At 62.1% G+C, this 23,762-nt stretch carries 23 protein-coding genes; 11 read left to right on the forward strand and 12 right to left on the reverse strand.

Annotation, left to right across the window (positions count from 1 at the left end; all coding sequences use genetic code 11):
- Positions 1-147: 147 nt before the first annotated feature.
- Together B0B13_RS05565 and B0B13_RS05570 are read left to right on the forward strand one after the other, a co-directional pair.
- Positions 148-1,740 carry an ABC-F family ATPase gene (locus B0B13_RS05565; RefSeq protein WP_076794911.1) on the forward strand — a complete coding sequence of 531 codons (1,593 nt, stop codon included), beginning with the start codon at positions 148-150 and terminating at the stop codon, positions 1,738-1,740.
- Complete coding sequence (locus tag B0B13_RS05570; RefSeq protein ID WP_076794913.1) at positions 1,737-2,765, forward strand: asparaginase; 1,029 nt, start codon at positions 1,737-1,739, stop codon at positions 2,763-2,765. Before B0B13_RS05565 ends, B0B13_RS05570 begins: the two co-directional genes overlap by 4 nt.
- A gap of 372 nt (positions 2,766-3,137) precedes the next feature.
- Here the strand turns inward: B0B13_RS05570 and B0B13_RS18325 are convergent, their stop codons facing one another.
- The gene (locus B0B13_RS18325) at positions 3,138-3,464 is read right to left on the reverse strand and encodes a hypothetical protein (RefSeq protein ID WP_170872381.1); all 327 of its coding nucleotides are present in this window, start codon (positions 3,462-3,464) and stop codon (positions 3,138-3,140) included.
- Positions 3,465-3,678: 214 nt separating this feature from the next.
- Here B0B13_RS18325 and B0B13_RS05575 point away from each other — a divergent pair, with 214 nt between their 5' ends.
- The 8 genes from B0B13_RS05575 (at position 3,679) to B0B13_RS05610 (ending at position 10,115) form a co-directional block, all read left to right on the forward strand.
- A complete protein-coding gene (locus tag B0B13_RS05575) occupies positions 3,679-4,950 on the forward strand; it encodes a leucine-rich repeat domain-containing protein (RefSeq protein WP_237573862.1) in 1,272 nt (423 codons plus the stop codon).
- Between the two features lie 364 nt (positions 4,951-5,314).
- Positions 5,315-5,692 (forward strand): 30S ribosomal protein S6, encoded by a 378-nt coding sequence (gene rpsF, locus B0B13_RS05580; RefSeq protein WP_076794918.1) that lies wholly within the window; start codon positions 5,315-5,317, stop codon positions 5,690-5,692.
- Between the two features lie 45 nt (positions 5,693-5,737).
- Positions 5,738-6,040 (forward strand): primosomal replication protein N, encoded by a 303-nt coding sequence (gene priB / locus B0B13_RS05585; protein WP_076797170.1) that lies wholly within the window; start codon positions 5,738-5,740, stop codon positions 6,038-6,040.
- 2 nt (positions 6,041-6,042) lie between these two features.
- A complete protein-coding gene (rpsR, locus tag B0B13_RS05590) occupies positions 6,043-6,318 on the forward strand; it encodes a 30S ribosomal protein S18 (RefSeq protein WP_076785003.1) in 276 nt (91 codons plus the stop codon).
- 26 nt (positions 6,319-6,344) lie between these two features.
- Positions 6,345-6,797 carry a 50S ribosomal protein L9 gene (rplI, locus tag B0B13_RS05595; RefSeq protein ID WP_076785002.1) on the forward strand — a complete coding sequence of 151 codons (453 nt, stop codon included), beginning with the start codon at positions 6,345-6,347 and terminating at the stop codon, positions 6,795-6,797.
- A gap of 113 nt (positions 6,798-6,910) precedes the next feature.
- Positions 6,911-8,299, forward strand: coding sequence for a replicative DNA helicase (locus tag B0B13_RS05600; RefSeq protein WP_076785001.1), 1,389 nt, complete (start codon positions 6,911-6,913; stop codon positions 8,297-8,299).
- A 166-nt stretch (positions 8,300-8,465) separates the two neighbouring features.
- Positions 8,466-9,092: a DUF47 domain-containing protein gene (locus B0B13_RS05605; RefSeq protein WP_076787181.1), complete on the forward strand. Its 627-nt coding sequence runs from the start codon at positions 8,466-8,468 to the stop codon at positions 9,090-9,092.
- 12 nt (positions 9,093-9,104) lie between these two features.
- On the forward strand, positions 9,105-10,115 hold the full coding sequence (locus tag B0B13_RS05610) for an inorganic phosphate transporter (RefSeq protein WP_076785000.1): 1,011 nt from the start codon (positions 9,105-9,107) through the stop codon (positions 10,113-10,115).
- A 180-nt stretch (positions 10,116-10,295) separates the two neighbouring features.
- Here B0B13_RS05610 and B0B13_RS05615 read toward each other — a convergent pair whose 3' ends face one another.
- The 11 genes from B0B13_RS05615 to B0B13_RS05665 all read right to left on the reverse strand — a co-directional run bounded on the left by B0B13_RS05615 (position 10,296) and on the right by B0B13_RS05665 (position 22,179).
- Positions 10,296-11,357 carry a C40 family peptidase gene (locus tag B0B13_RS05615; RefSeq protein ID WP_237573863.1) on the reverse strand — a complete coding sequence of 354 codons (1,062 nt, stop codon included), beginning with the start codon at positions 11,355-11,357 and terminating at the stop codon, positions 10,296-10,298.
- Between the two features lie 331 nt (positions 11,358-11,688).
- Entirely contained in the window at positions 11,689-13,569 is a 1,881-nt protein-coding gene (locus B0B13_RS05620; RefSeq protein WP_076794923.1) for a PhoH family protein, read from the reverse strand.
- A 261-nt stretch (positions 13,570-13,830) separates the two neighbouring features.
- On the reverse strand, positions 13,831-14,295 hold the full coding sequence (locus B0B13_RS05625) for a peroxiredoxin (protein ID WP_076784997.1): 465 nt from the start codon (positions 14,293-14,295) through the stop codon (positions 13,831-13,833).
- A gap of 76 nt (positions 14,296-14,371) precedes the next feature.
- Positions 14,372-15,268: a polysaccharide deacetylase family protein gene (locus tag B0B13_RS05630; RefSeq protein ID WP_076794925.1), complete on the reverse strand. Its 897-nt coding sequence runs from the start codon at positions 15,266-15,268 to the stop codon at positions 14,372-14,374.
- Between the two features lie 18 nt (positions 15,269-15,286).
- Positions 15,287-16,327, reverse strand: a complete 1,041-nt coding sequence (locus B0B13_RS05635; RefSeq protein ID WP_076784995.1) for a bifunctional UDP-4-keto-pentose/UDP-xylose synthase — start codon at positions 16,325-16,327, stop codon at positions 15,287-15,289.
- Positions 16,324-17,277, reverse strand: coding sequence for a formyltransferase (locus B0B13_RS05640; RefSeq protein WP_076794928.1), 954 nt, complete (start codon positions 17,275-17,277; stop codon positions 16,324-16,326). The genes B0B13_RS05635 and B0B13_RS05640 overlap by 4 nt, the downstream gene beginning before the upstream one ends.
- Entirely contained in the window at positions 17,274-18,329 is a 1,056-nt protein-coding gene (locus B0B13_RS05645; RefSeq protein WP_076794931.1) for a glycosyltransferase, read from the reverse strand. The genes B0B13_RS05640 and B0B13_RS05645 overlap by 4 nt, the downstream gene beginning before the upstream one ends.
- Positions 18,326-19,474 (reverse strand): DegT/DnrJ/EryC1/StrS family aminotransferase, encoded by a 1,149-nt coding sequence (locus tag B0B13_RS05650; protein WP_076784992.1) that lies wholly within the window; start codon positions 19,472-19,474, stop codon positions 18,326-18,328. The genes B0B13_RS05645 and B0B13_RS05650 overlap by 4 nt, the downstream gene beginning before the upstream one ends.
- A gap of 39 nt (positions 19,475-19,513) precedes the next feature.
- The gene (locus B0B13_RS05655; RefSeq protein WP_076794933.1) at positions 19,514-19,885 is read right to left on the reverse strand and encodes an SMR family transporter; all 372 of its coding nucleotides are present in this window, start codon (positions 19,883-19,885) and stop codon (positions 19,514-19,516) included.
- 11 nt (positions 19,886-19,896) lie between these two features.
- A complete protein-coding gene (locus B0B13_RS05660; RefSeq protein WP_083703650.1) occupies positions 19,897-21,678 on the reverse strand; it encodes a glycosyltransferase family 39 protein in 1,782 nt (593 codons plus the stop codon).
- Positions 21,679-21,789: 111 nt separating this feature from the next.
- A complete protein-coding gene (locus tag B0B13_RS05665; RefSeq protein ID WP_076784990.1) occupies positions 21,790-22,179 on the reverse strand; it encodes an Mth938-like domain-containing protein in 390 nt (129 codons plus the stop codon).
- Positions 22,180-22,504: 325 nt separating this feature from the next.
- Between B0B13_RS05665 and B0B13_RS05670 the strand changes: the two genes are divergently transcribed.
- Entirely contained in the window at positions 22,505-23,731 is a 1,227-nt protein-coding gene (locus B0B13_RS05670) for a pyridoxal phosphate-dependent aminotransferase (RefSeq protein WP_170872383.1), read from the forward strand.
- Positions 23,732-23,762 lie beyond the last annotated feature (31 nt).

The raw sequence follows: 23,762 nt of genomic DNA on the forward strand, positions 1-23,762 counted from the left end.
TGCGCCGCGGCGCGGCATGACGATCGAGATGCTGCACTGGCCACCGCGCTGCGCGCCGGCTCGGTCGCGCCTTGGCTGGTCCCTGCCGCGGGCGCTGGGATGGTAAAATGACCGGCTTCTCCCGAATCCCGCCCTGAGGACGTCCCCGTGCTGTCTACCGCGAACATTACGATGCAATTCGGGCCTAAGCCCTTGTTCGAAAATATCTCCGTCAAGTTCGGCGAGGGCAACCGCTACGGGCTGATTGGCGCGAACGGCTGTGGCAAGTCGACATTCATGAAGATCCTTGGCGGCGACCTGGAGCCTAGTGCCGGTACGGTCATGCTCGAGCCGCATGTGCGTCTGGGCAAGCTGCGCCAGGACCAGTTCGCGTATGAGGACATGCGGGTGCTCGACGTCGTGATGATGGGCCACACCGAGATGTGGCAGGCGATGAGCGAGCGCGACGCGATCTACGCGAACTCGGAGGCCACCGATGACGACTACATGCGCGCGGCGGAGTTGGAGGCGAAGTTCGCTGAGTATGGCGGCTACACAGCTGAGGCGCGTGCTGGCGAGTTGCTGCTTGGCATCGGCATCGCGATCGAGGACCATAATGGGCCGATGAGCAACATCGCGCCCGGATGGAAGCTGCGCGTGCTGCTGGCGCAGGCGCTGTTCTCCGACCCAGACGTGCTGCTGCTGGACGAGCCGACGAATAACCTGGACATCAATTCGATCCGCTGGCTCGAGAACATCCTGAACGAGCGGGATTCGACGATGATCATCATCTCGCACGATCGGCACTTCCTGAACCAGGTCTGCACGCACATGGCGGATATGGACTATGGCACGCTGAAAATCTATCCGGGCAACTACGATGATTACATGCTCGCGTCGGCGCAGGCGCGTGAGCGGCAGGCCGCCGCGAATGCGAAGGCCAAGGAGCGCATTGCGGACCTGCAGGATTTTGTGCGTCGCTTTTCCGCGAACAAGTCCAAGGCGCGTCAGGCGACGAGCCGGCTCAAGCAGATCGATAAGATCAAGATCGAGGAATTCAAGCCGTCGTCGCGGCAGAATCCATTCATCCGCTTCGAGTTCGACAAGAAGCTGCACAACATCGCGGTGCTCGCCGAACAGATCACGAAGCAATATGACCGGATGATCTTCCAGAGCCTGGACCTGTCCGTGCAGCCGGGCGAGAAGATCGCCATCGTTGGCGAGAATGGTGCCGGTAAGACCACGTTGCTGCGTTCATTGTTCGGCAACCTGCCGCTGGATCATGGGCGCGTGAAGTGGGCCGAGAACGCGAATGTTGGCTACATGCCGCAGGACACGTCCGAGGCCTTTCCGGACGACGTGACGTTAACCGATTGGATTGACCAGTTTCGCCAGGAGGGCGACGACGAGACGATGGTGCGCGGCACGCTCGGGCGTCTGCTGTTTTCTGGCGATGACGTGAAGAAGTCCGTCAAGGTGCTCTCGGGCGGCGAGAAAGGGCGGATGTTGTGGGGCAAGCTGATGCTCGGCCGGCATAACGTGTTGCTGATGGACGAGCCGACGAACCACATGGACATGGAGTCGATCGAGTCGCTGCAGATCGCGCTCGAGAAATACGAAGGCACGCTGATCTTCGTGTCGCACGACCGTGAATTTGTCAACGGCCTGGCGAACCGGATCATTGAGGTCCGCCCGGACGGCACGATTGTCGACTTCAGTGGCCGCTACGACGAGTTCCTTGCCAGTCAAGGACTTGAATGAGCGTGGACGCGGCGCACCGGCCACTGCCCACGGTCGCGGTGCTGGCGACCGGCGGCACGATTGCCGGCGAGGCGGCCGACGCGGCCAGCACTGCCGGCTACAAGGCCGGCGTGGTTGGCGTGGACAGGTTGCTTGCCACTGTACCGGCGCTGGGCAGTATCGCGAGGATCCATGCGGAGCAGGTCGCGAACATCGACAGCAAGGATATTGGCGATGCGCTATGGATCACGCTAGCCCGCCGCGTCAATGCTTTGCTCGCGCAGGACGACATCGACGGGCTGGTGATCGCGCATGGCACCGATACGCTGGAGGAGACGGCGTATTGGTTGCAGCTGACTGTGGCGAGCACGAAGCCGGTCGTGGTGACCGCGGCGATGCGGCCGTTGAGTGCGTTGTCCGCCGATGGTCCGCTGAACCTGCTCAACGCGGTGACGCTTGCCGCCAATCCGCACGCCGCGGCGCGCGGCGTGCTCGTCGCGTTCGCGAACCGGATCCACGGCGCGCGCGACGTCACGAAGGTCAGCACGTATGCGATCGACGCATTCGCGTCGCCAGAAAGTGGTGTGCTCGGTTGGGTGCAGGACGGCCGCGTCGAATTCCAACGGCGCGTGACGCGTGCGCATACAGTTGAATCAGTGTTCAAGCTCGATGTCATCGAGACGCAGCACCCGCTGCCCGCGGTCCAGGTCGTCGTCAGTCATGCCGGCGCATCACGGGTGATCGTCGATGCGCTGGTCGACGCCGGCGTGCGTGGCATCGTCGTCGCCGGCACTGGCAATGGTTCGATTCACGCGACGTTGCAGCAGGCGTTGGCCGATGCGCGTGCGCGCGGTGTCGCGGTAGTGCGCGCGTCGCGCGTCGGTTCCGGACACGTGATGCGCAATGGCGCTGCGCCGGACGACGCGCTGGGCTTGGTTAGCGCCGGCACACTGAACCCATACAAAGCACGCGTGCTGCTGATGCTCGCGCTCGCGCATGGCTGGAGCGAGCCTGCGATGCTGCAGAGCCTGTTCGACCAGTACTGATTGCCGGCACTGGTGCTGCGCTGATCGGCTGTTGCACACGATCCCATGTGTAGTCTTACTGATCGTCTATCGGCGCGCGCGGTGCGTGGCTGCTGTCGCTACTGCTGTTTTAAGTTCGCGTATTGACGATGATTGGCCGACCATTGCGGTACTTTGGCAAAGGCCGGCCCGGGCATGTGCGACATACGTTCGGGCCCGGCTCAACCGGTTCGGCCAGCACAGGCGCAATGCATGCAGCCAGACGAAGCGAACCCAGCGAATCGCCGGCCACGGCTGACGAATAGCCGCTCGCATCGGTGGCGCATGGGTTGTCGCTTCCGCTTCTTGCATAGCCGCCATATCGACGGAGGCTATTATGGTTAGTAAGGTCAGTCACGTGAGCAACGCCCAAAACGTTGAAGGCAGCAGCCATGCTGCTGCCTTGTCGCAGACACGTCGCGGGTCAGTCAGCGGCACCGAGCGGCCGGTTGCTTCCCTGCTCGACGGGTTGCCGCGCGCTAACGAGCTGGCCGAGCAGTGTGGCGTGTCGGCGCAAAAGCCACTGCGCAACGCGCCATTAAAACCGCGCTCGTTGACTGCATTGCCAACGGAGATCTTGTACCACATCGCGAGCGTCGGCGGGCAAGACGCGCTGCAGCCGTTCCAGCGGTCGGGGAATACTCGATTGATGGCGATCGCCGACGCGATGACGCGTTCCATAACGGTCTCGAATGCGTCCGAGCTGGACGCGTTGCTGAGAGACATTCAACAGCGGCGTTATCCGCGGCTCAAGGCGTTGAGTTTTGGCAACGGTTGCATCGAAAAAGGTTGTATCAGAGAACTGAAAGTTCAACGGTTGGCTGGTTTGCTACGGAGTCCGGATTGTACAATCACTTCGCTGGATTTAAGCAAAAATCAGCTTAGTGCAAAAAGCGTGAAGTCTCTGGCGGACGCATTATGTGATCCGAACTGCCAACTCACGTCGTTGAACCTAAGCGGTTGTAGCATTTCCAGGCGAGGCGCCCAGCATCTCGGGCGGGCGCTGGTCAACCCGAATTGCAAGTTGACGTCGCTGGACTTGTACGCTAACCGGACCGGCGACGAAGGGGCCGCGCCTATGATCCAAGCGTTGGCCAACGAGCACTGCAAGCTTGAATCGCTCGACTTGGGACGTAACTCGCTGCAGGAAGCCAGTGCAGAGCAACTGAGTCGCGTATTGGGTGATCCCGCTTGCAAGCTTATGTCGCTGAACCTGAACGGGAATCACATCAGCGACGAAGGTGTCGAGCACCTGGCCCGTATGCTGTCCAACCAGCGTTGCGGTCTCACGACGCTGAGTCTACGCGACAACGGCGTCAGCGACCGCAGTATTGAGCCTCTGTGCGCGGCGTTGGCCAATCCCGGTTGCAGTCTTACGTCGCTGGATTTGGGCAACAATCGCATTGGTGAAGCGGGCGCCGAGCATATTGGACGGGCGCTCGCCAACCCACATTGCAAGCTCACGGGGCTCAGCCTGAAACAAAATAGCATCGCGGATGGCGGTGTGCAGTCCATCGCGCGCGCGTTGCGTGATCCCAATTGCAAACTGATGTCACTTGATGTCGGGTTCAATGGTATCAGTGCGCAAGGTGCCGAACACTTGGGTCGTGCGCTGGGCAACGCGGGTTGTCAACTCGCCTCGCTGGATCTGCATGGCAACAGGATCGGCGCTGACGGCGCCAAGCATGTCAGCGATCCGTTGAGCCATCCCAATGGCAAGCTTGTGTCGCTTGATCTCGGCAGTAATAAAATCGGCAACGAGGGGGCAGCGCATATAGCCCGCGCGCTAAACGAGGTGAATTGCAAGGTTGCGTCGCTTAACCTTGCGCTCAATGCAATCGATCAACGAGGCGTTGAGCAGGTGAGCCGAGCGCTGGCCAATCCGAATTGCAAGGTCACGTCACTGAACCTGTCTTCCAACGCTATCGGCGCGCAGGGTGCCAAATGCCTCGGCTTCCCATTGGGGCTCGCGAACTGCAGATTGAGGTCGTTGGACCTGACGGACACGGAGATCGACGACGAAGGCGCGTTACGGTTAATTGACGTACTGCGCAGGCGTGATTACAGGCTTGCTTTGCTGAACATGGAAGACAACCCGTCGGTGAGCCCTGAAGTGCAAAGCCAGTTGCGATCCCTGAATAATGGCACGCGCCGCGTCGTCATTTGAGCTTTTAGCCGCGTTCGTGGATTGCCTGGTGCGGTCCGCCTCCTAGTGCGGCCCGCCTCTGCGGATGGAGCCAGCGAGCACTTCCAACCCGGGCTATCAGGCAAGCACAGCATGCTGCCGGCGTGTGATCAGGCTGGATGCTCGACGGCGGCCCGACCGTCGGGGTGGGCTGCCGCCAAGCACGGACGTGCTCGACTTGACGGTAACCGGTTGAGATCGCGCCAGAAACGTAGATAACCTATTAACATTGCGTGAGAAACCCAAACGCTCATTGCGCAGACCGGGCAGTTAGGATAAAATTATCTGTTTCTCGCTTGCCACACCGGTTCGACGCTCGGGTGGCTTTTATCCATAAGGAGTGTCTATGCGTCACTATGAAATCACGTTCATCGTGCACCCCGATCAGAGCGAGCAGGTGCCCGCGATGATCGACAAGTACAAGTCGACGATCACCAGCCACGGGGGCCAGATCCACCGTATCGAAGATTGGGGCCGCCGCCAGTTGGCCTACATGATCGAAAAGCTCGCGAAGGCGCACTACGTCTGCATGAACATCGAATGTGATCAAGCCACGCTCGACGAACTGGAACATGCGTTCAAGTTCAACGACGCGGTGCTGCGCCACCTGATCGTCAAGATGAAGAAGGCCGAGACCGGCCCGTCGCCAATGATGAAGGAAGTGCAGCGTGAGGAAGCGAAGAAGGCGGCTGCACAGCCGCAGACTTCCGAAGCGCAGGCATAACGTAGCGGGCAATATCAGGGAACAGGCGCAAGCCGTCGCATGCGCATGTCGAACCGGTTGCAGCTCGTGGCGAGCGTCATTGAGCGCGATCCAGTGCGTTATACGCCAGCCGGCGTGCCAATCGTCAATTGCGTGTTGCGGCACGAGTCGGAAGTCGTCGAGGCTGGTGTCAGTCGCCGCGTCGAGCTGACCATCCCGGCGCTGGCCGCCGGCGACGTCAGCAGCAAGGTGGCGGCATGCGGGTTGGGTGTTCATGTGCATTTCGACGGTTTTCTGGCCCGACGACACCGTAACGCGAAAACCCTGGTATTTCACATCACAGCATTGCAAGATATAGAAAAGGACTGATCATGGCTCGTCCCACTGGTAAGAAATTTGACAAGCGTCGCCAGCAACAGAACCCGCTGTTCAAGCGCAAGAAGTTCTGCCGCTTCACGGCAGCCGGCGTCGAGTACATCGACTACAAGGATATCGAGACGCTGAAGGACTTCATTGGCGAAAACGGCAAGATCACGCCGGCGCGCTTGACTGGCACGAAGGCTCACTATCAACGCCAGCTCGACACGGCGATCAAGCGGGCGCGCTTCCTCGCGTTGCTGCCGTACACGGACCTGCACAAGGCCTAAGCCGGCGTCGATCAAGGAGAATTCGAATGCAAGTTATTTTGTTGGAAAAAGTCGCTAAACTCGGTAATCTGGGCGACATCATCAAGGTCAAGGACGGCTACGCACGTAACTTCCTGATTCCGCTGCGCAAGGCTCGCCGTGCGACGAAGGACGCGATCGCCGAATTCGAAGTGCGCCGTGCGGAACTTGAAAAAATCGCGGCCGACAAGCTGGCCGCTGCGCAGGCTCAGGGCGAGAAGCTGGCCGGCCTAACGCTGCAGATTACGCAGAAGTCGGGTGTCGATGGCCGTCTGTTCGGCTCGGTCACGAATCAGGACATCGCCGTCGCGCTCAAGCAACAAGGCTTCGACGTCGAAAAGGCACAGGTGCGCCTGTCGCAAGGTCCGCTGAAGATCGTGGGTGATCATCCGGTGCAAGTGGCGCTGCACACCGACGTGGTGACGGACATTACGGTGTCGGTGCTCGGCGAGCACGCGTAAGATCGCTGCGCACCTTCGGGTGTCGCATGCAAGCAGGATCCGGGTAACCGGTTCCTGCTTTTTTTTGTTTCATGCCATTGCGTGAATGGCTGAATGACCGATAATCGGTGCCCATGAACGCTTCAAATCACGATCCGCAACTTGAGTCACTGAAGGTCCCGCCGCATTCGATCGAGGCCGAGCAGTCGGTGCTTGGCGGTTTACTGCTCGACAACGGCGCGTGGGACCGGATTGCGGACTTCCTGGGTCACCAGGATTTCTATCGCTTTGATCACCGGCTGATCTACGAGCACATCGGCAAGCTGATTGCCACGTCGCGGCCGGCCGATGTGATCACGGTGTTCGAGTCATTGTCCACCGCGGGCAAGGCGGACGATGTCGGCGGCCTTGCCTATCTGAATGCGCTCGCGCAGAACACGCCGAGCGCGGCGAACATCCGCCGGTATGCCGAGATCGTGCGCGACCGTGCAGTGTTGCGCAAGCTGGTGACCGTTGCCGACGAGATTGCCGGCGACGCGTTCAATCCGCAGGGCAAGGAGGTCCGGCAGCTGCTCGACGAGGCCGAGGCAAAGGTCTTCTCAATCGCGGAGGAAGGTCAGCGTGGCACGCAAGGGTTTCTCGAAATTGGGCCGTTGCTGACACAAGTAGTCGAGCGGATCGACACGCTGTACCACACGGCGAATCCGAGCGATGTGACCGGCACGCCGACCGGCTTTATCGACCTGGACCGGATGACCTCCGGGATGCACGGCGGCGAGTTGATCATTGTTGCCGGACGGCCATCGATGGGCAAAACTGCATTTTCGATGAACATCGGTGAATACGTCGCAGTCGAGTATGGTTTGCCGGTCGCGGTGTTTTCGATGGAAATGCCGGGCACGCAACTTGTGATGCGGATGCTCGGCTCGATTGGCCGGCTCGACCAACACCGGATGCGTACCGGGCGGCTGACCGACGAGGATTGGCCCAAGCTCACGCACGCGGTGCAGAAAATGAGTGAAGCGCAAATCTTTATCGACGAGACGGGCGGGCTCAATCCGATGGAATTGCGCTCGCGGGCACGGCGGCTAGCGCGTCAGTGCGGCAAGCTAGGCTTGATTATTGTCGATTATCTGCAACTCATGACTGGCTCGTCGCCGGGCGAGAACCGCGCGACAGAGATCTCCGAGATTTCGCGCTCACTCAAGGGACTGGCCAAGGAGCTTGACGTGCCGGTCATCGCGCTATCTCAGTTGAACCGGGGCCTGGAGCAGCGGCCGAACAAGCGTCCGGTCATGTCGGACCTGCGCGAATCTGGCGCGATCGAACAGGATGCGGACGTAATCCTGTTTATTTATCGCGACGAGGTTTACAACCCGGACAGCCCCGACAAGGGAACGGCCGAGATCATTATCGGCAAGCAACGGAACGGACCCATTGGGCCCGTTCGCCTGACGTTCCTAGGACCGTACACGAAATTCGATAATTTTGCTGGCGTGTCGACGTTCTACGACAGCGAATAACTGGGATTTGTCTTTAACGTCGCTCATTTATGCTCGCTCGATCGCGCGTGTCACCCTGCTGCTGCGCCGTGCCTCAGCAGCACGCGTATTGTATGTCGCGCAGGCTGGCAACGCCCAGGTACAATACTGCACTTTTGTGTCAGCGCCCATTACTTCCGAGGGATTCATGTTCGGACGCTTCATGCCTACCGAAGGCAAGTTTTTCGAAATTTTCAACGCTCACGCGAAATGTATGGTCGACGCCAGTCTCGAACTCGAGCGGTTGATCGACGACCTGCCCAATGCGGAGGTTCACAAGCAAAACGTGCAAGCGAATGAGAAACGTGCCGACAAGCTGACGCACGAATGTATCGATTTGCTGCACAAAACCTTCATCACGCCGTTGGACCGTGAAGAGGTCCATAAGCTGATCACGACGATGGACGACATCCTCGACTTGATGGAGGATGTGGCCACTGCGGTGTCGCTGTACGACGTGCGTGCGGTGACCTCCGAGGCAAACGAACTCGCGCGTGTCTGCCGGCTGACGTGCGAGCGCGTGCAGACGGCAGTGGGTCTGCTGCACGACATGAAACGCGCCAGTGCGATCCTGAAGGCCTGCGAGGAAATCGATCGTTACGAATCCGACGCAGACCGTCTGCTGCGCTCGGCGATGTCCAAGCTATTTCGCGAGGAGGACGACGTCAAGACGCTGATCAAGCTGAAGGCGATCTTCGAGTTGCTCGAAGCCGTGACGGACAAGTGCGAGGATGTCGCGAACATCATCGAAGGCATCGTGCTCGAGAACGCATAGACAGGGCAGCTGATGCATTCGATCCAACTTGCTCTATGGGCGGTCGCGCTGTTGGTTGCCGTCGCGCTGATATTCGATTTCATGAACGGCTTCCACGACGCGGCAAACTCGATCGCGACCGTAGTGTCCACCGGTGTGCTCAAGCCGCACCAGGCCGTGGCGTTCGCAGCCGGCTTCAACGTCGTCGCGTACTTCATTTTTCATCTGAAGGTGGCGGCCACGGTCGGCAAGGGCACAATCGACCCCGGCATCATCGATCACTACGTGGTGTTCGGCGCACTGGTCGGGGCGATTGGCTGGAACATCGTGACTTGGTATTACGGGATCCCGTCGAGTTCGTCGCATGCGCTGATCGGCGGCTTGGTCGGCTCGGCGTTGGCCAAGTCGGGGTGGGATGCGCTGAACGTGGACGGACTGGCGAAGACGATCGCCTTTATTTTTGTGTCGCCGTTGCTCGGCTTTGTGCTCGGGTCGCTGTTCATGCTGCTCGTGTCGTGGTTCTTCTTCCGCACGCCGCCAAGCCGCGTCGATCGGAGTTTCCGTCGGCTGCAACTCGTGTCCGCGTCGCTGTACAGCTTGGGGCACGGAGGCAACGACGCGCAGAAAACGATCGGCATCATTTGGATGCTGCTGATCGCGACTGGCTACGCGTCGGTGAGCGCCGACGCGCCGCCGACATGGGTGATCGCCGGCTGCTACGTGTCAATGGGCCTGGGCACGTTGTTTGGCGGCTGGCGGATCGTGCGCACGATGGGGCAGCGCATCACGCGGCTCAAGCCGGTCGGTGGCTTCTGCGCGGAGACCGGTGGTGCGATTACGCTGTTCATGGCGTCGTGGCTCGGTATTCCGGTCTCGACGACGCACACGATTACCGGCGCGATCGTCGGCGTCGGGGCGACGCAGAAACTGTCGGCCGTACGCTGGGGGGTCGCCGGCAATATCGTATGGGCCTGGATCCTGACGATTCCGGCATCCGCCGCGCTCTCTGCTGCCGGCTGGTGGCTCGGTCAGCGGCTGCTGTAGGCGCGCTCAGGTCACCACCGCGCTGCCGCCATCCATCAGGACGAGCGCGCCGGTCACGTAACTGGCGCGTGCACGGGCCAAGCAACAGCGCAACGTCGGCGATTTCGTCCGGCCTCGCGCAGTGGCCCAGTGCAAGCCGTGGCTAGCTGCGCGAGCCGTGCTGATCGGGTGGTTTAGCGCTCAGAAGTTGCCGTGGGCGAAACGGGCGATGGGATCGTTGGCCGCCGCTGCCTGCGCTGGCGTGGCCATCGGCGTATCGGCCCCGTAGTCCTGGCTGCTCGCAGCCGGCGCGGCGCTCGCCGTCGCGCCGGCAGGATCGGGGGTGGCCGACATGACCGGCGCGGCGATCCAGGAAGCCGCTTGGCTGCGCGCGGTCGCAGCAGTCGGCGGGGGCGGTTCGAACGCATCGAACGATGTATCGTCGGTGGCCGCCATCGCTCCGATCGGGTCCGGCTCGACGGCACCAACGCCGCGCGCCTGCGTGCGTGCGAAGGATACCGACGATGGCTTGAACGCATCCGGGCCGCTCGCGGTTTTGCCTGCGGCATAAGCCATTCCGTGCCGCGTATCCGCACCGGCTGTGCGCGAGCTTCCGGCATCGATTGTTGCCTTGGTGCCAGGGGCTCCGGCGGTACCAGTGGTGGTCGTGTTGGCTGTGATAGCCATGGCGCCCACAGTGGCAGCCGCCACCCGGTAGGACATCGCGCTGCTCGTGCCGGCCGGCGGTGTCGGTGGTGCTGACGCCGCCAGCAGCGTCGGTGCGTCAAATGGCCTCTTCGGCGCGTTGCGTACCGGGGCGACACGGCGAATACCGTCGAATCGCTTCGCCCAGTACGGATTCGTCACGTAGTCGATGCGTACCGTGCCACCGGTCGACGGCGCGTTGACAAAGCGCATGTTTCCCACGTAGATGCCGACGTGCGAATGCGGCCGGCCGGACGTGTTGAAGAAGACCAGGTCGCCGGGCGCGATTTCGTTCGGCTGGATCGGGCGCCCACGTTGGCTCATTTCGGCCGTAGTTCGCGGCAACTCGACCGCCGCCGAACGCGCCAACACGTAGCGTACTAGCCCACTGCAGTCGAAGCCGCTGCTTGGTGTGTTGCCTCCCCAGCGATACCGCACGCCGACTAGGCTCATCGCCTGGATCGACACTTCCTCCTGGCCGACGCTGTGATCCACGAAGCCGAGCCCAGACGATGGGCGCGTGCGGTAGCCACCCGCCGGCGCTTCATCTCCGCGCATGACTGGCTGCTGCACGCTGGAGCAAGCGGCAAGCAGTACGGCGATGGAGCAGGGTGCGAGTGCAATCCAGGTAAGGCGCATGAAAAAGCGGGCGGGCGACCAGGCGCCCGCCTTCCGGCGGGGCAATGCCCGAATCATAGCCGCCGCACTGGGTCTGGCCAATACACTTAAGAAAGGACTTTAAGTTTGTGGGGGAATCACGTCGCCTGGATGATACGCGTTTCGTATCGACGACCGGCATAGCATCCTAAAAAAGCGCCGGATCACTAGATCCGGCGCCGGAAGTTGACGTCGGTTGGCGGAGGGAATCGCCGCGTCGTTCTTTACAACACTACAGCACGTCCGACGCGTAGTCTGCCAAGCGTGACCGTTCGCCACGCGCCAGCGTGACGTGGCCGCCGTGAGTCCACCCCTTGAAGCGATCGACCACGTAGGTCAGGCCCGAACTGCCTTCTGTCAAGTACGGCGTGTCGATTTGCGCGATGTTGCCCAGGCAAATCATCTTCGTGCCAGGGCCAGCCCGCGTGACCAACGTCTTCATTTGTTTCGGCGTCAGATTCTGCGCTTCATCGATGATCACGTACTTATCGACAAAGGTGCGTCCGCGCATGAAGTTCATGCTCTTGACCTTGAGCCGCGAACGGATCAGTTCCTGTGTGGCGGCGCGCCCCCATTCACCGGCCGTGTCGTCGGTTTTTTGCAACACTTCAAGGTTGTCGTCGAACGCGCCCATCCAAGGCTGCATCTTTTCCTCCTCGGTGCCGGGCAGAAACCCGATGTCCTCGCCTACCGGCACAGTCGCGCGCGTGACGATGATCTCGTTGTAGCGCTTCTCATCGAGCACCTGCGCTAGGCCCGCGGCCAATGCCATCAACGTTTTGCCGGTACCGGCCTGGCCGAGCAGCGTGACGAAATCGACCTCCGGGTTCATCAGCAGGTTCAGCGCGAAGTTCTGCTCGCGGTTGCGCGCCGTGATGCCCCATACGTTGTTCTTGTGGTGCCCGTAGTCGCGCAGCGTCTGCAGCAACGCGGTCTTGCCGTTGATTTCTCGCACCACCGCATGGAATGCCGGCTCGCCGTTATGGGGCTCGAGATAAACGAACTCGTTGATCAGCAGTGACGCACACAGCGGTCCGGTGACCCGGTAGTACGTGGTGCCGGTCTTGGTATCCTGCCAGCTCTCCATGCCCTTGCCGTGCCGCGTCCAGAAATCCTGCGGTAGCGCACGCACGCCCGAGTAGAGCAGATCCTTGTCTTCGAGGACCTGGTCATTGAAATAGTCCTCGGCCGGCAAGCCGAGCGCATGCGCCTTAATGCGCATGTTGATGTCCTTGGACACCAGCACGACTTGCCGCTCCGACATCTGCGCTTGCAGCGCCCGCACAACGCCCAGAATCTGGTTATCCGCTTTGCCTTGCGGGAGCCCGACCACCGGTTCAATATCGGTGAGTTCGGTCTGGAAGAACAGGCGCCCGGCCGCTTCCCGGTTGCCCAGCCGCGACAGCGCAATGCCGGTGATCATCGCGTCGCCGGCGTCGGCCACCAGCGCGTCCAGCGTGCGGCTGACCTGTCGGGCATTGCGCGCGACCTCTGACATCCCTTTCTTATGGTTGTCGAGTTCCTCGAGCGTGATCATCGGCAGGTAGACATCGTGTTCCTCGAAGCGGAACACGCAACTCGGATCGTGCATCAGCACGTTCGTGTCGAGGACGAAAAGCTTGCGTGTCGTGTCGGCGGCGCGCGCACTGGCCCGTCGCCGCGTGCCGCGTGTGCCCGGCGCGGCGGAAAGTGTGGGTGGTGTGACGCGTTCCGGTGCGGGTGTCTCGCGCAACGCGACGGGCGCCGGCGCGGCCGCGTCGCGGGCCACCTCGGCCGGGATCGTGTCGGGGACGGGGCGTGACGGCTGAAGCAGCGCCGCAGTCTGCTTCGACTTACGCTTGCGCGTGGTGGGCGTCTCGCGTACCACTTCCTCGTCCGGCAACGCTGCACGCAATGCTGCATTGTCCGCTTCGAGCGATGTCAGGGCCGGCAGTGGCTCGCGCACGGCGGCGCCGAATGCGACACCGTCATCCCGGCTTGCGTAAGCGTCGTCATGGTCGTGCCCGGTGGCGGGCGAGCGCTTGCGGGCGCCCTTGGCCGTCTTCACCTTGGCCTTGTATTCGTCGGGTGAAAGCAGATTTCCGAGTTTGCTCGGCGCGGTAGGCAAAGGCATGGTTTCCTCTGACGGAATCAGTTCAACGATGCACGCCACTCGGGGCGCCGACGCAGCGGCGCCCCGAGTGGCGTGCGCCAGTGTCAGTCATATGTAATGAGTGCCGGTTCGCCTAGGTCGGTGTGACTCCAAAGAAAAAAGCCGTACCCCCTTGGACGGGGAGCACGGCGGTAAGGTAGGGAGTTAGCCTTCATTGCGGCCCACTATAACCTGCGTCAAACGCTCACGTCAAAGGGCACATGTCGCGCTGCATCCACTGCGTCACAGCGCTTGCACGGCGGCTAGCACCTCATCGACATGGTTGGGCACCTTCACGCCGCGCCACTCGCGGCGCAATACACGCTGCGCATCGAGCAGGAAAGTCGAGCGCTCGATGCCGCGTACTGGCTTACCGTACATCTTTTTCATTTTGACGACATCGAATAGCTGACACACAGTCTCGTCGGCATCGGACACCAGCACGAAAGGCAATTCGAGCTTGCGCTGGAAGTTCTCATGCGAGCGTACGCTGTCGCGCGAGATGCCGACGATCTCGGCACCCGCCTGCTTAAAGGCTGGGTACGCGTCACGGAACGCCAGGCTCTCGGTGGTGCAGCCTGGTGTGTTGTCCTTCGGATAGAAATAGAGAACGACCTTGTTGCCCCTAAGCGCGGACAGCGTAAATTCGCCACCCGTCGCTGAGGCGGTGAAATCGGGAACGGTGTGGTCGATCGCAATGCTTGGCACGGATTTCTCCTGTTATTATGATCAGCGGCAGCGAAGCAGGACCGATGCGGACCGACGCTCGCGCCGCGCCATTGTTTCAATCGGGCTGAATGATCAACTCGCCGGCGCGGCCCGGCACCTCGCCCCACGCGACAGGGTACGATGGCAGCGAGTCCAGGTCCAGCGTCGCGTAATAGTCGGCCATCGACACCAGTGCATGCCCCTGCGCGCGCCAGCCCGCCAGCAGGCGTTCGAGCACGGGGGCAAGCTTCTGTCCTTCCAGTTCTGCGTGTAGCGTAAAGACGTGGTCAACGCCGTCGTGCCGCGTCAGCGACAACAGATAATCGGCGACGTTGTCCACGCTTAACCCGTCCAGCCCGAGCACTTCGTCCAATGTCGGCAGGGTGGTTGGCAGCTGCACATGCGCAAGCGGCATGCCGTTGACCGTCGGCCGGTACGGGCCGTGGCCGCGCCCGTCGGATGCATACCGGATGCCCCACGCGTCGAGCTGATGAAATGCATGGTCGTTCATCTGCCAGCCTGCCGCGCCATGGGTACGCGGCATCTCACCAAATACCTCAACAAAGCGCGCGTGGCTTTTCGCCATTTGCGCGATCGTCCATGCGCGCTCACGCGTGCGCACGTTATCCTGCCAATACACGTGATCCCAGGTATGAATGCCCACCTCGAAGCCGGCATCGCGTGTGGCGCGCATCTGCGCCGCCGCGCGCGCGCCGATGTCCGGGCCAGGCAGCAACACGCCGTAGGCGAGCGTTTTAATGCCGTAGTGCTCGAGCACCGACGTGCGCGACACCTTGCGCAGGAACCCCGGCCGGAATACCCGGCGCAATGCCCAACCCGTGTGGTCGGGGCCTAGGCTAAACAGGAACGTCGCGCCAGCGCCGGCGTGCCGGAGCATCCGCACGAGGTTCGGCACGCCTTCACGGGTGCCGCGCAGCGTGTCGACGTCGATCTTCAGTACGATGCGGGCCATTGCCGCCAACCCGCGCCGTCAGTCGACCAGCGCGCGGGCTTCGGCGACCTGCGAGCGGTATGCCTCGAAGATCTTGCGCAGCGCGTCGTCCATCGACAGCGTTGGCGCCCAAGCCAGATCCTGCTTCGTATTGTCGATCTTCGGCACGCGGTTTTGCACGTCCTGGTAGCCGGTGCCGTAATAGGCGCTCGACGAGGTTTCTACCAGCTTCACCTGTTGTGCAGACTGCGCATATTCGGGGTACTCTGCCGCCAGCGCCAGCATTTTGTCGGCCAGATCGCGCACCGAGAAATTGTTGTGTGGATTGCCGATATTATAGATTTTGCCGGTCGCGATGCCGGCCGGATTCTCGATAATCCGCACCAGCGCTGAGATGCCGTCGTCGATGTCGGTGAACGCGCGTTTTTGCGCGCCGCCGTCGACCAGGCTAATGTTCTCGCCCCGCACGATATGGCCGAGGAACTGCGTGACCACGCGCGATGATCCCTCCTTCGGCGTGTGGATCGTGTCCAGTCCCGGGCCGATCCAGTTGAATGGGCGAAACAGCGTGAAATTCAGGCCCTCCATGCCGTAGCCCCAAATCACGCGGTCCATCAACTGCTTCGAGCATGCGTAGATCCAGCGCGGCTTGTTGATCGGGCCGTAGATCAACGGCGAGGCTTCTGGGTCGAACTCGCCATCGGTGCACATGCCGTACACCTCGGAAGTGGACGGAAAGACCAGATGCTTGCCGTATTTGACCGCTGAGCGCACAATCGGCATGTTGGCCTCAAAATCAAGCTCGAACACGCGCAGCGGCTGCTTTACATAGGTGGCTGGCGTGGCGATCGCGACCAACGGCAGGATCACGTCACACTTGCGGATGTGATACTCGACCCATTCCTTGTTGATCGTGATGTCGCCTTCGAAGAAGTGCATTCGCGGATGTTGCGTCAGACCGCCCAGACGATCCTTCTGCATGTCCATCCCATAGACTTCCCAATCGGTGGTTTCGAGGATGCGCTTGGACAGGTGATGGCCGATGAAGCCGTTGATGCCGAGGATCAGGACTTTTTTCATGAATGCGATGAGGATTGAGTAAGGCGCAGGAACGTTGCCGCGTCGATGACGCGCTCGTCGTGTGTGGGATCGGAGGCGTCGCCAACATGGCGCAGTTCCCGGATCGCCAGCGCACGGCCATCGCCGCACACGCCAAATAGCGCATTATCGCAAACCTGCAAGCCTGGCAGCAATGTCGCGGTGCTGGCCGCGTTATGACGCGCGAGCCGGGCCGCAGCGACGATAAAGCGCTCGCCGCTGACGTCGGTAAATGCGCCCGGATACGGCGGTGCGACCGCGCGCACCAGGTTGTAGACCTGTTGTGCGGGCAGGCTCCAGTCAATGCGGCCATCCTCGGGCCTGCGCCCACCAAAATAGCTGCCCGCGGCCAGATCGTTCGGCAGCCGCGGTGCGTCGCCGGCCAGCAGGGCCGGCAGCACCCGCCACAATGTTTGCTCGGCGGCCACCGTCACCTTATCGAACACCTGGCTCGCGGTATCGTCCGGCAGGATCGGCACTGGCGTCTGCGCGACGATCGCCCCGGCGTCCGGCTTGACCGTCATCTCGTGCAGCGTGGCGCCTGTTTCGGTCTCACCGTTGAGCACGGCCCAGTTGGTCGGCACGCGGCCACGGTACTTCGGTAGCAGCGAGCCGTGCAGGTTGAATGCGCCGCGCGGCGCCAGCGCGAGCAGGCTGTCCGGCAGCATGTGTCGGTAGTAGAACGAGAACAGGAAATCCGGCTGCACTGCGCGCACGGCCTCGGCTAGCTCTGGCGCGTGTGGATCGGCGGGCGTGATTGCCGGTAGTCCGTAGTCGGCTGCGACCGCCGCCACGCTTTCGAACCAGATGCGCTCTTGTGGATTGTCTTGGTGCGTGACGACGAGCGCGACGTCCACGCCGCGCGCGAGCAGCACGCGCAGGCAGCGCGCGCCAACATTGTGATACGCGAAGACGACGGCGCGCGCGTTCATTGGCCGCGCTCCACCGTACCATCTGCGTCGCACTTCACCGTGCCATCTGCGTGCTCGCCGCGCGCGACGTGCTGCACCGGGGGAGCCGGCGCGAGGTCATGCGTTGGTGCATCGCTGTCGCGCTGCTGCAGCACCGCCTGCACCAAATAGCGTGGCCGCGCGCGCACTTGCTGGTAGATCCGGCCGATGTATTCACCGAGCAGGCCGAGCGCGAAAATGATCACACCGAGCAGGAAGAACGTGATCGCGAACAGCGTGAACACGCCTTGAACTTCCGCGCCAATGATGAAGCGCCGCACCAGCAGCAGCATGAACAGCGCCGCGGAGCCGCTGGACAGGATCACGCCGACGAACGACAGCCATTGCAGCGGCACCACCGAGAAGCCGGTGACCAGGTCGAAGTTCAACCGGATCAAGCTGTACAGCGAATACTTCGATTCGCCGGCGAAACGCTCCTCGTGCGCTACCTCGATCTCGACCGGGTTTTGCGCGAACGTGTAGGCGAGCGCCGGGATGAACGTGTTGATCTCGCCGCACAGGTTGATCGTGTCGATGATGCGGCGGCTGTACGCGCGCAGCATGCAACCTTGGTCGGCCATCCGGATCCGCGTGATGCGCTCGCGCAACCGGTTCATTGCGGCCGACGCCTTGCGGCGGAACAGGCTGTCGCGCCGCTGCAGCCGGACCGTGCCGACGTAGTCGTGGCCCTCGCGCATTTTGGCCACCAGCTTGCCGATTTCCTCCGGTGGATTCTGCAAGTCCGCATCGAGTGTGATCACGATGTCGCCGCGCGTTTGCTCGAACCCGGCGAGGATGGCCATGTGTTGCCCGTAGTTACCGTTGAGCAGCACGACACGGGTGGTGTCTGGGCGTGTGTGGTACTGCTCGGCCAGCATCACGGCCGAGCGATCACGACTGCCATCGTTGATGAAAATCACTTCGTAGGTCAAGTCCAGCGCGTCCAGCGCCGGATAGAGCCGTGCAAACAGTGCGGCCAGGCCCGCCTCCTCGTTGTAGACGGGGATTACGACGGACAGTTCAGGTTTATTCATTGTTGATGACGGTGAATAATCTCGTTGACGGCTTGCACGACGCGCGACACGTCAGCCATTGTCATTTGCGGAAACAGCGGCAACGTGACGATCGCCCGCCCAACGCGCTCCGCGTGTGGGAACATGCCTGGGCCGAAGCCTCGTTCCCGGTACAGCTTAAATAGGTGGATCGGCGGATAGTGCACGCCAGTGCCGATACCGCGCTCCTTCATCTGCGCCATGAAATCGGCGCGCTCGATCGTAAGCCGCTCCAATGGCAGCACGATCTGAAACATGTGCCAATTTGAGTTCGTGAAGTCTGCGGGCGGCAACTCCACGCCGGCGGCCATGGCCGCGCCGCCGGCGAAATGCTCAAAATACGCGCGCGCCAGCGCGCGGCGCTGCGCGGTGATTTCGTCCAGGCGGGCCAGCGAGCCCAACCCGACACGCGCAGCGACATCAGTCAGATTGTACTTGCCGCCGAGCACGTCGCATTCCATTCCGTCAAAGCCGGTGCGCGTGATGCCCTGCAGCCGATACTTTTCGGCGAGCCGTGCTTCGTCATCGTGGTTCATCACCAGCGCACCGCCCTCGATCGATGTGATGTTCTTGTTCGCATGGAAGCTGAATGACACGAAGTCGCCGCACGTGCCGACGCGCCGGCCGTTCCAGCTTGAGCCGAGTGCCTGTGCGGCGTCCTCGACCACGCGCAACCGGTGCGTGCGCGCGATCGCATGGAGCCGCTCCAGGTCCATCGGCATCCCGGCCAAATACACTGGGATGATCGCGCGCGTGCGCGGCGTGATGGCGGCCTCGAGCTTGTCCAGATCCAGGTTTCGGGTGATCGGGTCGATGTCGGCGAATATCGGGGTCGCGCCCACCTCGCAGATCACGTTGCTGGTGGACACCCATGACAGCGGCGTGGTGATCACTTCGTCGCCGGTCCCGATGCCGGCGATGCGCAGTGCGATTTCCATCGTGCAGGTGCCCGAATTGAAGGTTCGCACCGGCCGGCCGCAGTACTTGGACAGCGCTGCTTCGAAACGGGCGTTTTGCGGGCCGGTCGTGATCCAGCCGCTGCGCAGCACGTCGACGACGCCGGCAATCGTCTCCTCATCGACGTGCGGCCGCACGAACGGCAAAAAGGGCAAGGAGGTTTCGCTCATGGTATGTATGATCTAGTTCTCTCAGGAGGCTGGATGGGCTCAACCGCGCGCCAGCACGACCACGCCGAACAGAATGATACCGATGCCGACGAGGCGCTGTGCCGACATGACCTCGCCGAACAGGTACCAGGCCGCTACCGCATTGACCGCGTAGCCGAGCGACAACATCGGGTAGGCGATCGACACGTCTACGCGCGACAGCCCGAGGATCCAGACGACGACGCTGACGACATAGCATGCCAACCCGCCAATGATCGGCCACTGCGTGACTAGTCGCACGCTGATCGGCACGATGTTTGCCGCCGAGAATTCAAAATGACCGACCGCATTCACCCCGGCCTTGAGCAACAGCTGCGCGCACGTGTTGAGCAGCACGCCGGAAAGAATGCACGCAAGGGAAATCGGATTCATCTAGGCTCGGCTTACGGTTGAGGTTTGGCGACGACGACGCGCCGCGTGTCGCGCGCAATCACCTGCATTGGCACGCCGGCGTTGGCCAGTTGCCCGTACAGCGATGGCGGCAACAACGCCAGTGCGGGTCCGGGCTCATGCCACCGGGCGCGCCACTGGTCAATTGTCGGAATCCACTTGCTCGGCTCGATCGTTGCACCGAACCATAGCTCATCCGCGTGCTGGACCATGATGGTCGTGTGGCGGACATAGAACGGCAGCGTATGGTCGAGCATGTCCACCGAGTAGAACGGCGTGTCGGCCGGCAGCTTCGCCAGCTCTGCCCGGACCGCCGGTGCGAGCAGGGCGCCGCTGCTTTGTCGTCCGAACACCTCGTGGCCATTGCCGCCGATGGCGCCGAGCAGGAACCAGCCGATGCCGAACACAACGATGCTCGTTGCCGTTGCCGTTGGCGCGGCATGCGGTGCGGCGCCGGGCGGCAGCGCGCGCCGCCGCACGAGCCAGCTGGCAAGCAGCGTCAGCACGAGGCCGACGCCGATGGCGATCTCAACCCAGACGATGAATTCGCGATACAGCGCGTTCGGCGTCTTCGCGTCGCCCTGTCCGATCAGCGCGAAGTACGCCGCCACGGCCGCTATGGCCAGGAGCGCTGCGTAGCCGAGCAGGTGCCGCTGCCATTGCGCGCGCGTGATCCCCGGCAGGTACAGGCCGATCACCAGGGCCAGCGCCGGCGCCACGGGCAGCGTGTACGAGATCAGCTTCGAATGCGACGCGCTAAAGAACAAGAAGATGAACGCGGACCACACCAGCAGCAGTGTGACTGGCGCGAAGCCGTTCTGCTGGCGCGGCATCCGCCAACCCTGGCGCACGCTCTGTGCGGCGATCGAGACCCAAGGCAGGAAGCCCGCAAGCAGCACGCCAGCGAAATAATAGAATGGCCCGGGCCGGTTTTGCGCGGGTGTCAGGTAGCGCTCGAACTGCTGGACGATGAAAAAATAATGGAAGAACTCTGGATTGTTGCGTTGCACGAGCACGAACCATGGCAGCACGATCCCGGCAAAGACTAGTGCGCCGCTGATCAGGTAGAGCCGTTTCCACACCGCCCAGTCACGCGCCACCATGGTGTAGATCACCAGCGCCGCGCCCGGCAGGATCAACCCAACCAGTCCCTTGGACAGGACCGCCAGCGCCATTGACGCCCAGCACAGCCACATCCAGCCACGTCGTGCGCGGGCCGGCAGGTGCGCGCGTTGGGCCAGCAGTAGCGAGCACAGCGTCAGTGCCATCCAAAACGCCAGGCCTGTGTCTAGCACGTTGAAGTGGCCCATCAGATTCCAGTACGGCGACGCGGCCAGCACCAGTGCCGCCATCAGCCCGGCAGCCGGATTGAACACGCGCGCGCCGGTGTAGCCCACCAGCAGGATGCCGGCAAAACCGCATAGCGCCGTATAGAGCCGCGCCTGCCACTCGCCCAGGCCGAACCAGGCGAACGTGATGGCGTTGAACCAGGTTTGCAGCGGCGGCTTCTCGAAATACTTATACCCGTTGTAGCGCGGGGTGATCCAGTCGCCGGTGACGAGCATCTCGCGCGCCATTTCCGCGTAGCGTCCCTCGTCGCTTGGGATCAGGTGGCGCCAGTTCAATTGCAGGAACCATACGAGCGCGAACAGCAGCATGAGCGGCAGCAGGGCCGCTGGCGACAGCGGCAACGCGCGCGACGGCGTGTTGCTGGAGGCGCTGGGCGGGACGGTCGATGGCGCCGTCGGCCGCATCGGGTCGAGCAAATCTTGCATCAGCTATCCGTTTTTCAGAGAGTATGGAGTCGTAGTAGACGCGCGCATGGGCACGCCCGCTTGTCATGGACCGTGGTGCGGGTTAACGGGCCGCCGCATGGTGGCTCGCGCTCATGGTTTTTCGATCAGCAGCACGAGCGCGACCTTGCGGCCCTCGGCCATCAGAATGTTATAGGTGCGGCACGCGGCCTGGAAATCCATCGCCTCAATACCGATGCGCCGGCGCGACAGCGCCACGGTCAGCCGCGGGTGCACGAAGCGCAGCCGTGCGCCGGTCCCGAAAATCACGACCTCGACACCGGATTCGCCGGCGGACTCAACCAGTGAGTCAAAATGCTCGGGCGTGAGTGCATCGAACGAGGACACTGGCCACGGCGCGACCGGCGCCTGCGGGAAGACCAGAATGCTGTGCTCGTAGCGTTGCAGATTGACGTCGACATAGTCAGCGCCATAACCGGTTACGGTATTCAGGGCGTCGGCAGAATCCTGGTGTAATTTCAATGCAACGTTCCATGTGCGCCCGCCGTATGCGGCAGGCGAGACGGTTGGTGCGAGTTATGGGACAATGGCAACGACTCGCGCAGGCCCGGCGAGTTCCGCGCGCGGCACGTGCGGCCGCCACGGGCGAGTCACCCGCGATCTTTTGATGCATTGCGGAACTACGCCAGAATCCGCTAAATTATACCCTTTGTGTCCGTTAAGCCCGCTAGATCGCGCGAGCGGCGCCGCGCCAGCGGGCGATGTGCGGCCCGGCGCCCCGGCCGCCATCCGGCGATGGCCAAGTTCTAGCGTGAGCGCCGATTCCTCTCTTACCGAAGCGTTGGCCGTGAAGCCCATCCTGAAATCGAATAAGTTGTCAAACGTCTGTTACGACATACGCGGGCCCGTGCTCGACGAGGCCAAGCGCCTCGAGGAAGAGGGGCACCGGATCATTAAGCTGAACATCGGCAATCTTGCTGCGTTCGGCTTTGACGCGCCTGAGGAGATTATCACCGACATGATCCGCAACCTGCCGGAGTCGTCCGGCTATTCGGATTCGAAGGGTGTGTTCGCAGCGCGTAAATCCATCATGCACTACACGCAGCAAAAGGGCATCGCCGGCGTCAAGCTCGAAGACGTCTTCATTGGCAATGGCGCGTCCGAGTTGATCGTGATGGCGATGCAAGGCTTGCTCAATGATGGCGACGAGGTGCTGTTGCCAGCACCGGACTACCCGTTGTGGACCGCGGCGGTCAGTCTGTCGGGCGGCACGCCGGTTCACTACCGGTGCGACGAGTACAACGGCTGGCTGCCGGATCTGGACGATATGCGTGCGAAGATCTCGCCGAATACGCGCGCCCTGGTGATCATTAACCCGAACAATCCGACCGGCGCGCTGTACCCGGACGATCTCTTGCGGGCGATGCTCGAGCTTGCACGCCAGCACCAGCTGATCGTGTTCTCCGACGAGGTCTACGACAAGATCGTCTACGACGGCGGTGTGCACACGTCGGTCGGCGCGCTCTCGCAGGACGTGCTCACCGTCACGTTCAACAGCTTGTCCAAGAGCTACCGGTCTTGCGGCTACCGGGCCGGTTGGATGGTGGTGTCCGGCGACAAGCGGCATGCGAGCGACTATCTGGAAGGGCTTGGCATCCTCGCATCGATGCGGCTGTGCGCGAACGTGCCGGGCCAATATGCGATCCAGACCGCGCTGGGCGGCTACCAGAGCATCAACGAGCTGATCCAGCCGGGCGGGCGCCTGTATAAGCAGCGCGAGCTTGCCTACGATATGCTTAGCGCGATTCCAGGCGTGTCGGTCGTCAAGCCGAAGGCGGCCTTATACATGTTTCCCAGGCTGGATCCGGCTGTCTATCCGGTGCGCGACGACCAGCAACTGATTCTGGAACTGTTGCAGCAAGAGCGGGTGCTGCTGGTGCAGGGCACCGGATTCAACTGGCCCGCTCCTGACCATTTCCGGGTCGTATTCCTACCCAGCGTCGATGACCTGAGCGATTCGCTGAGTCGTGTCGCACGGTTTCTCGACGGCTACCGCAAGCGTACGGGCGCGTGAAGCGCGTCGCGCGCGTTGCGCCCCCTTTTAA

It is taken from the genome of Burkholderia sp. b14 (assembly GCF_900156195.1).
Lineage (GTDB): Bacteria > Pseudomonadota > Gammaproteobacteria > Burkholderiales > Burkholderiaceae > Mycetohabitans.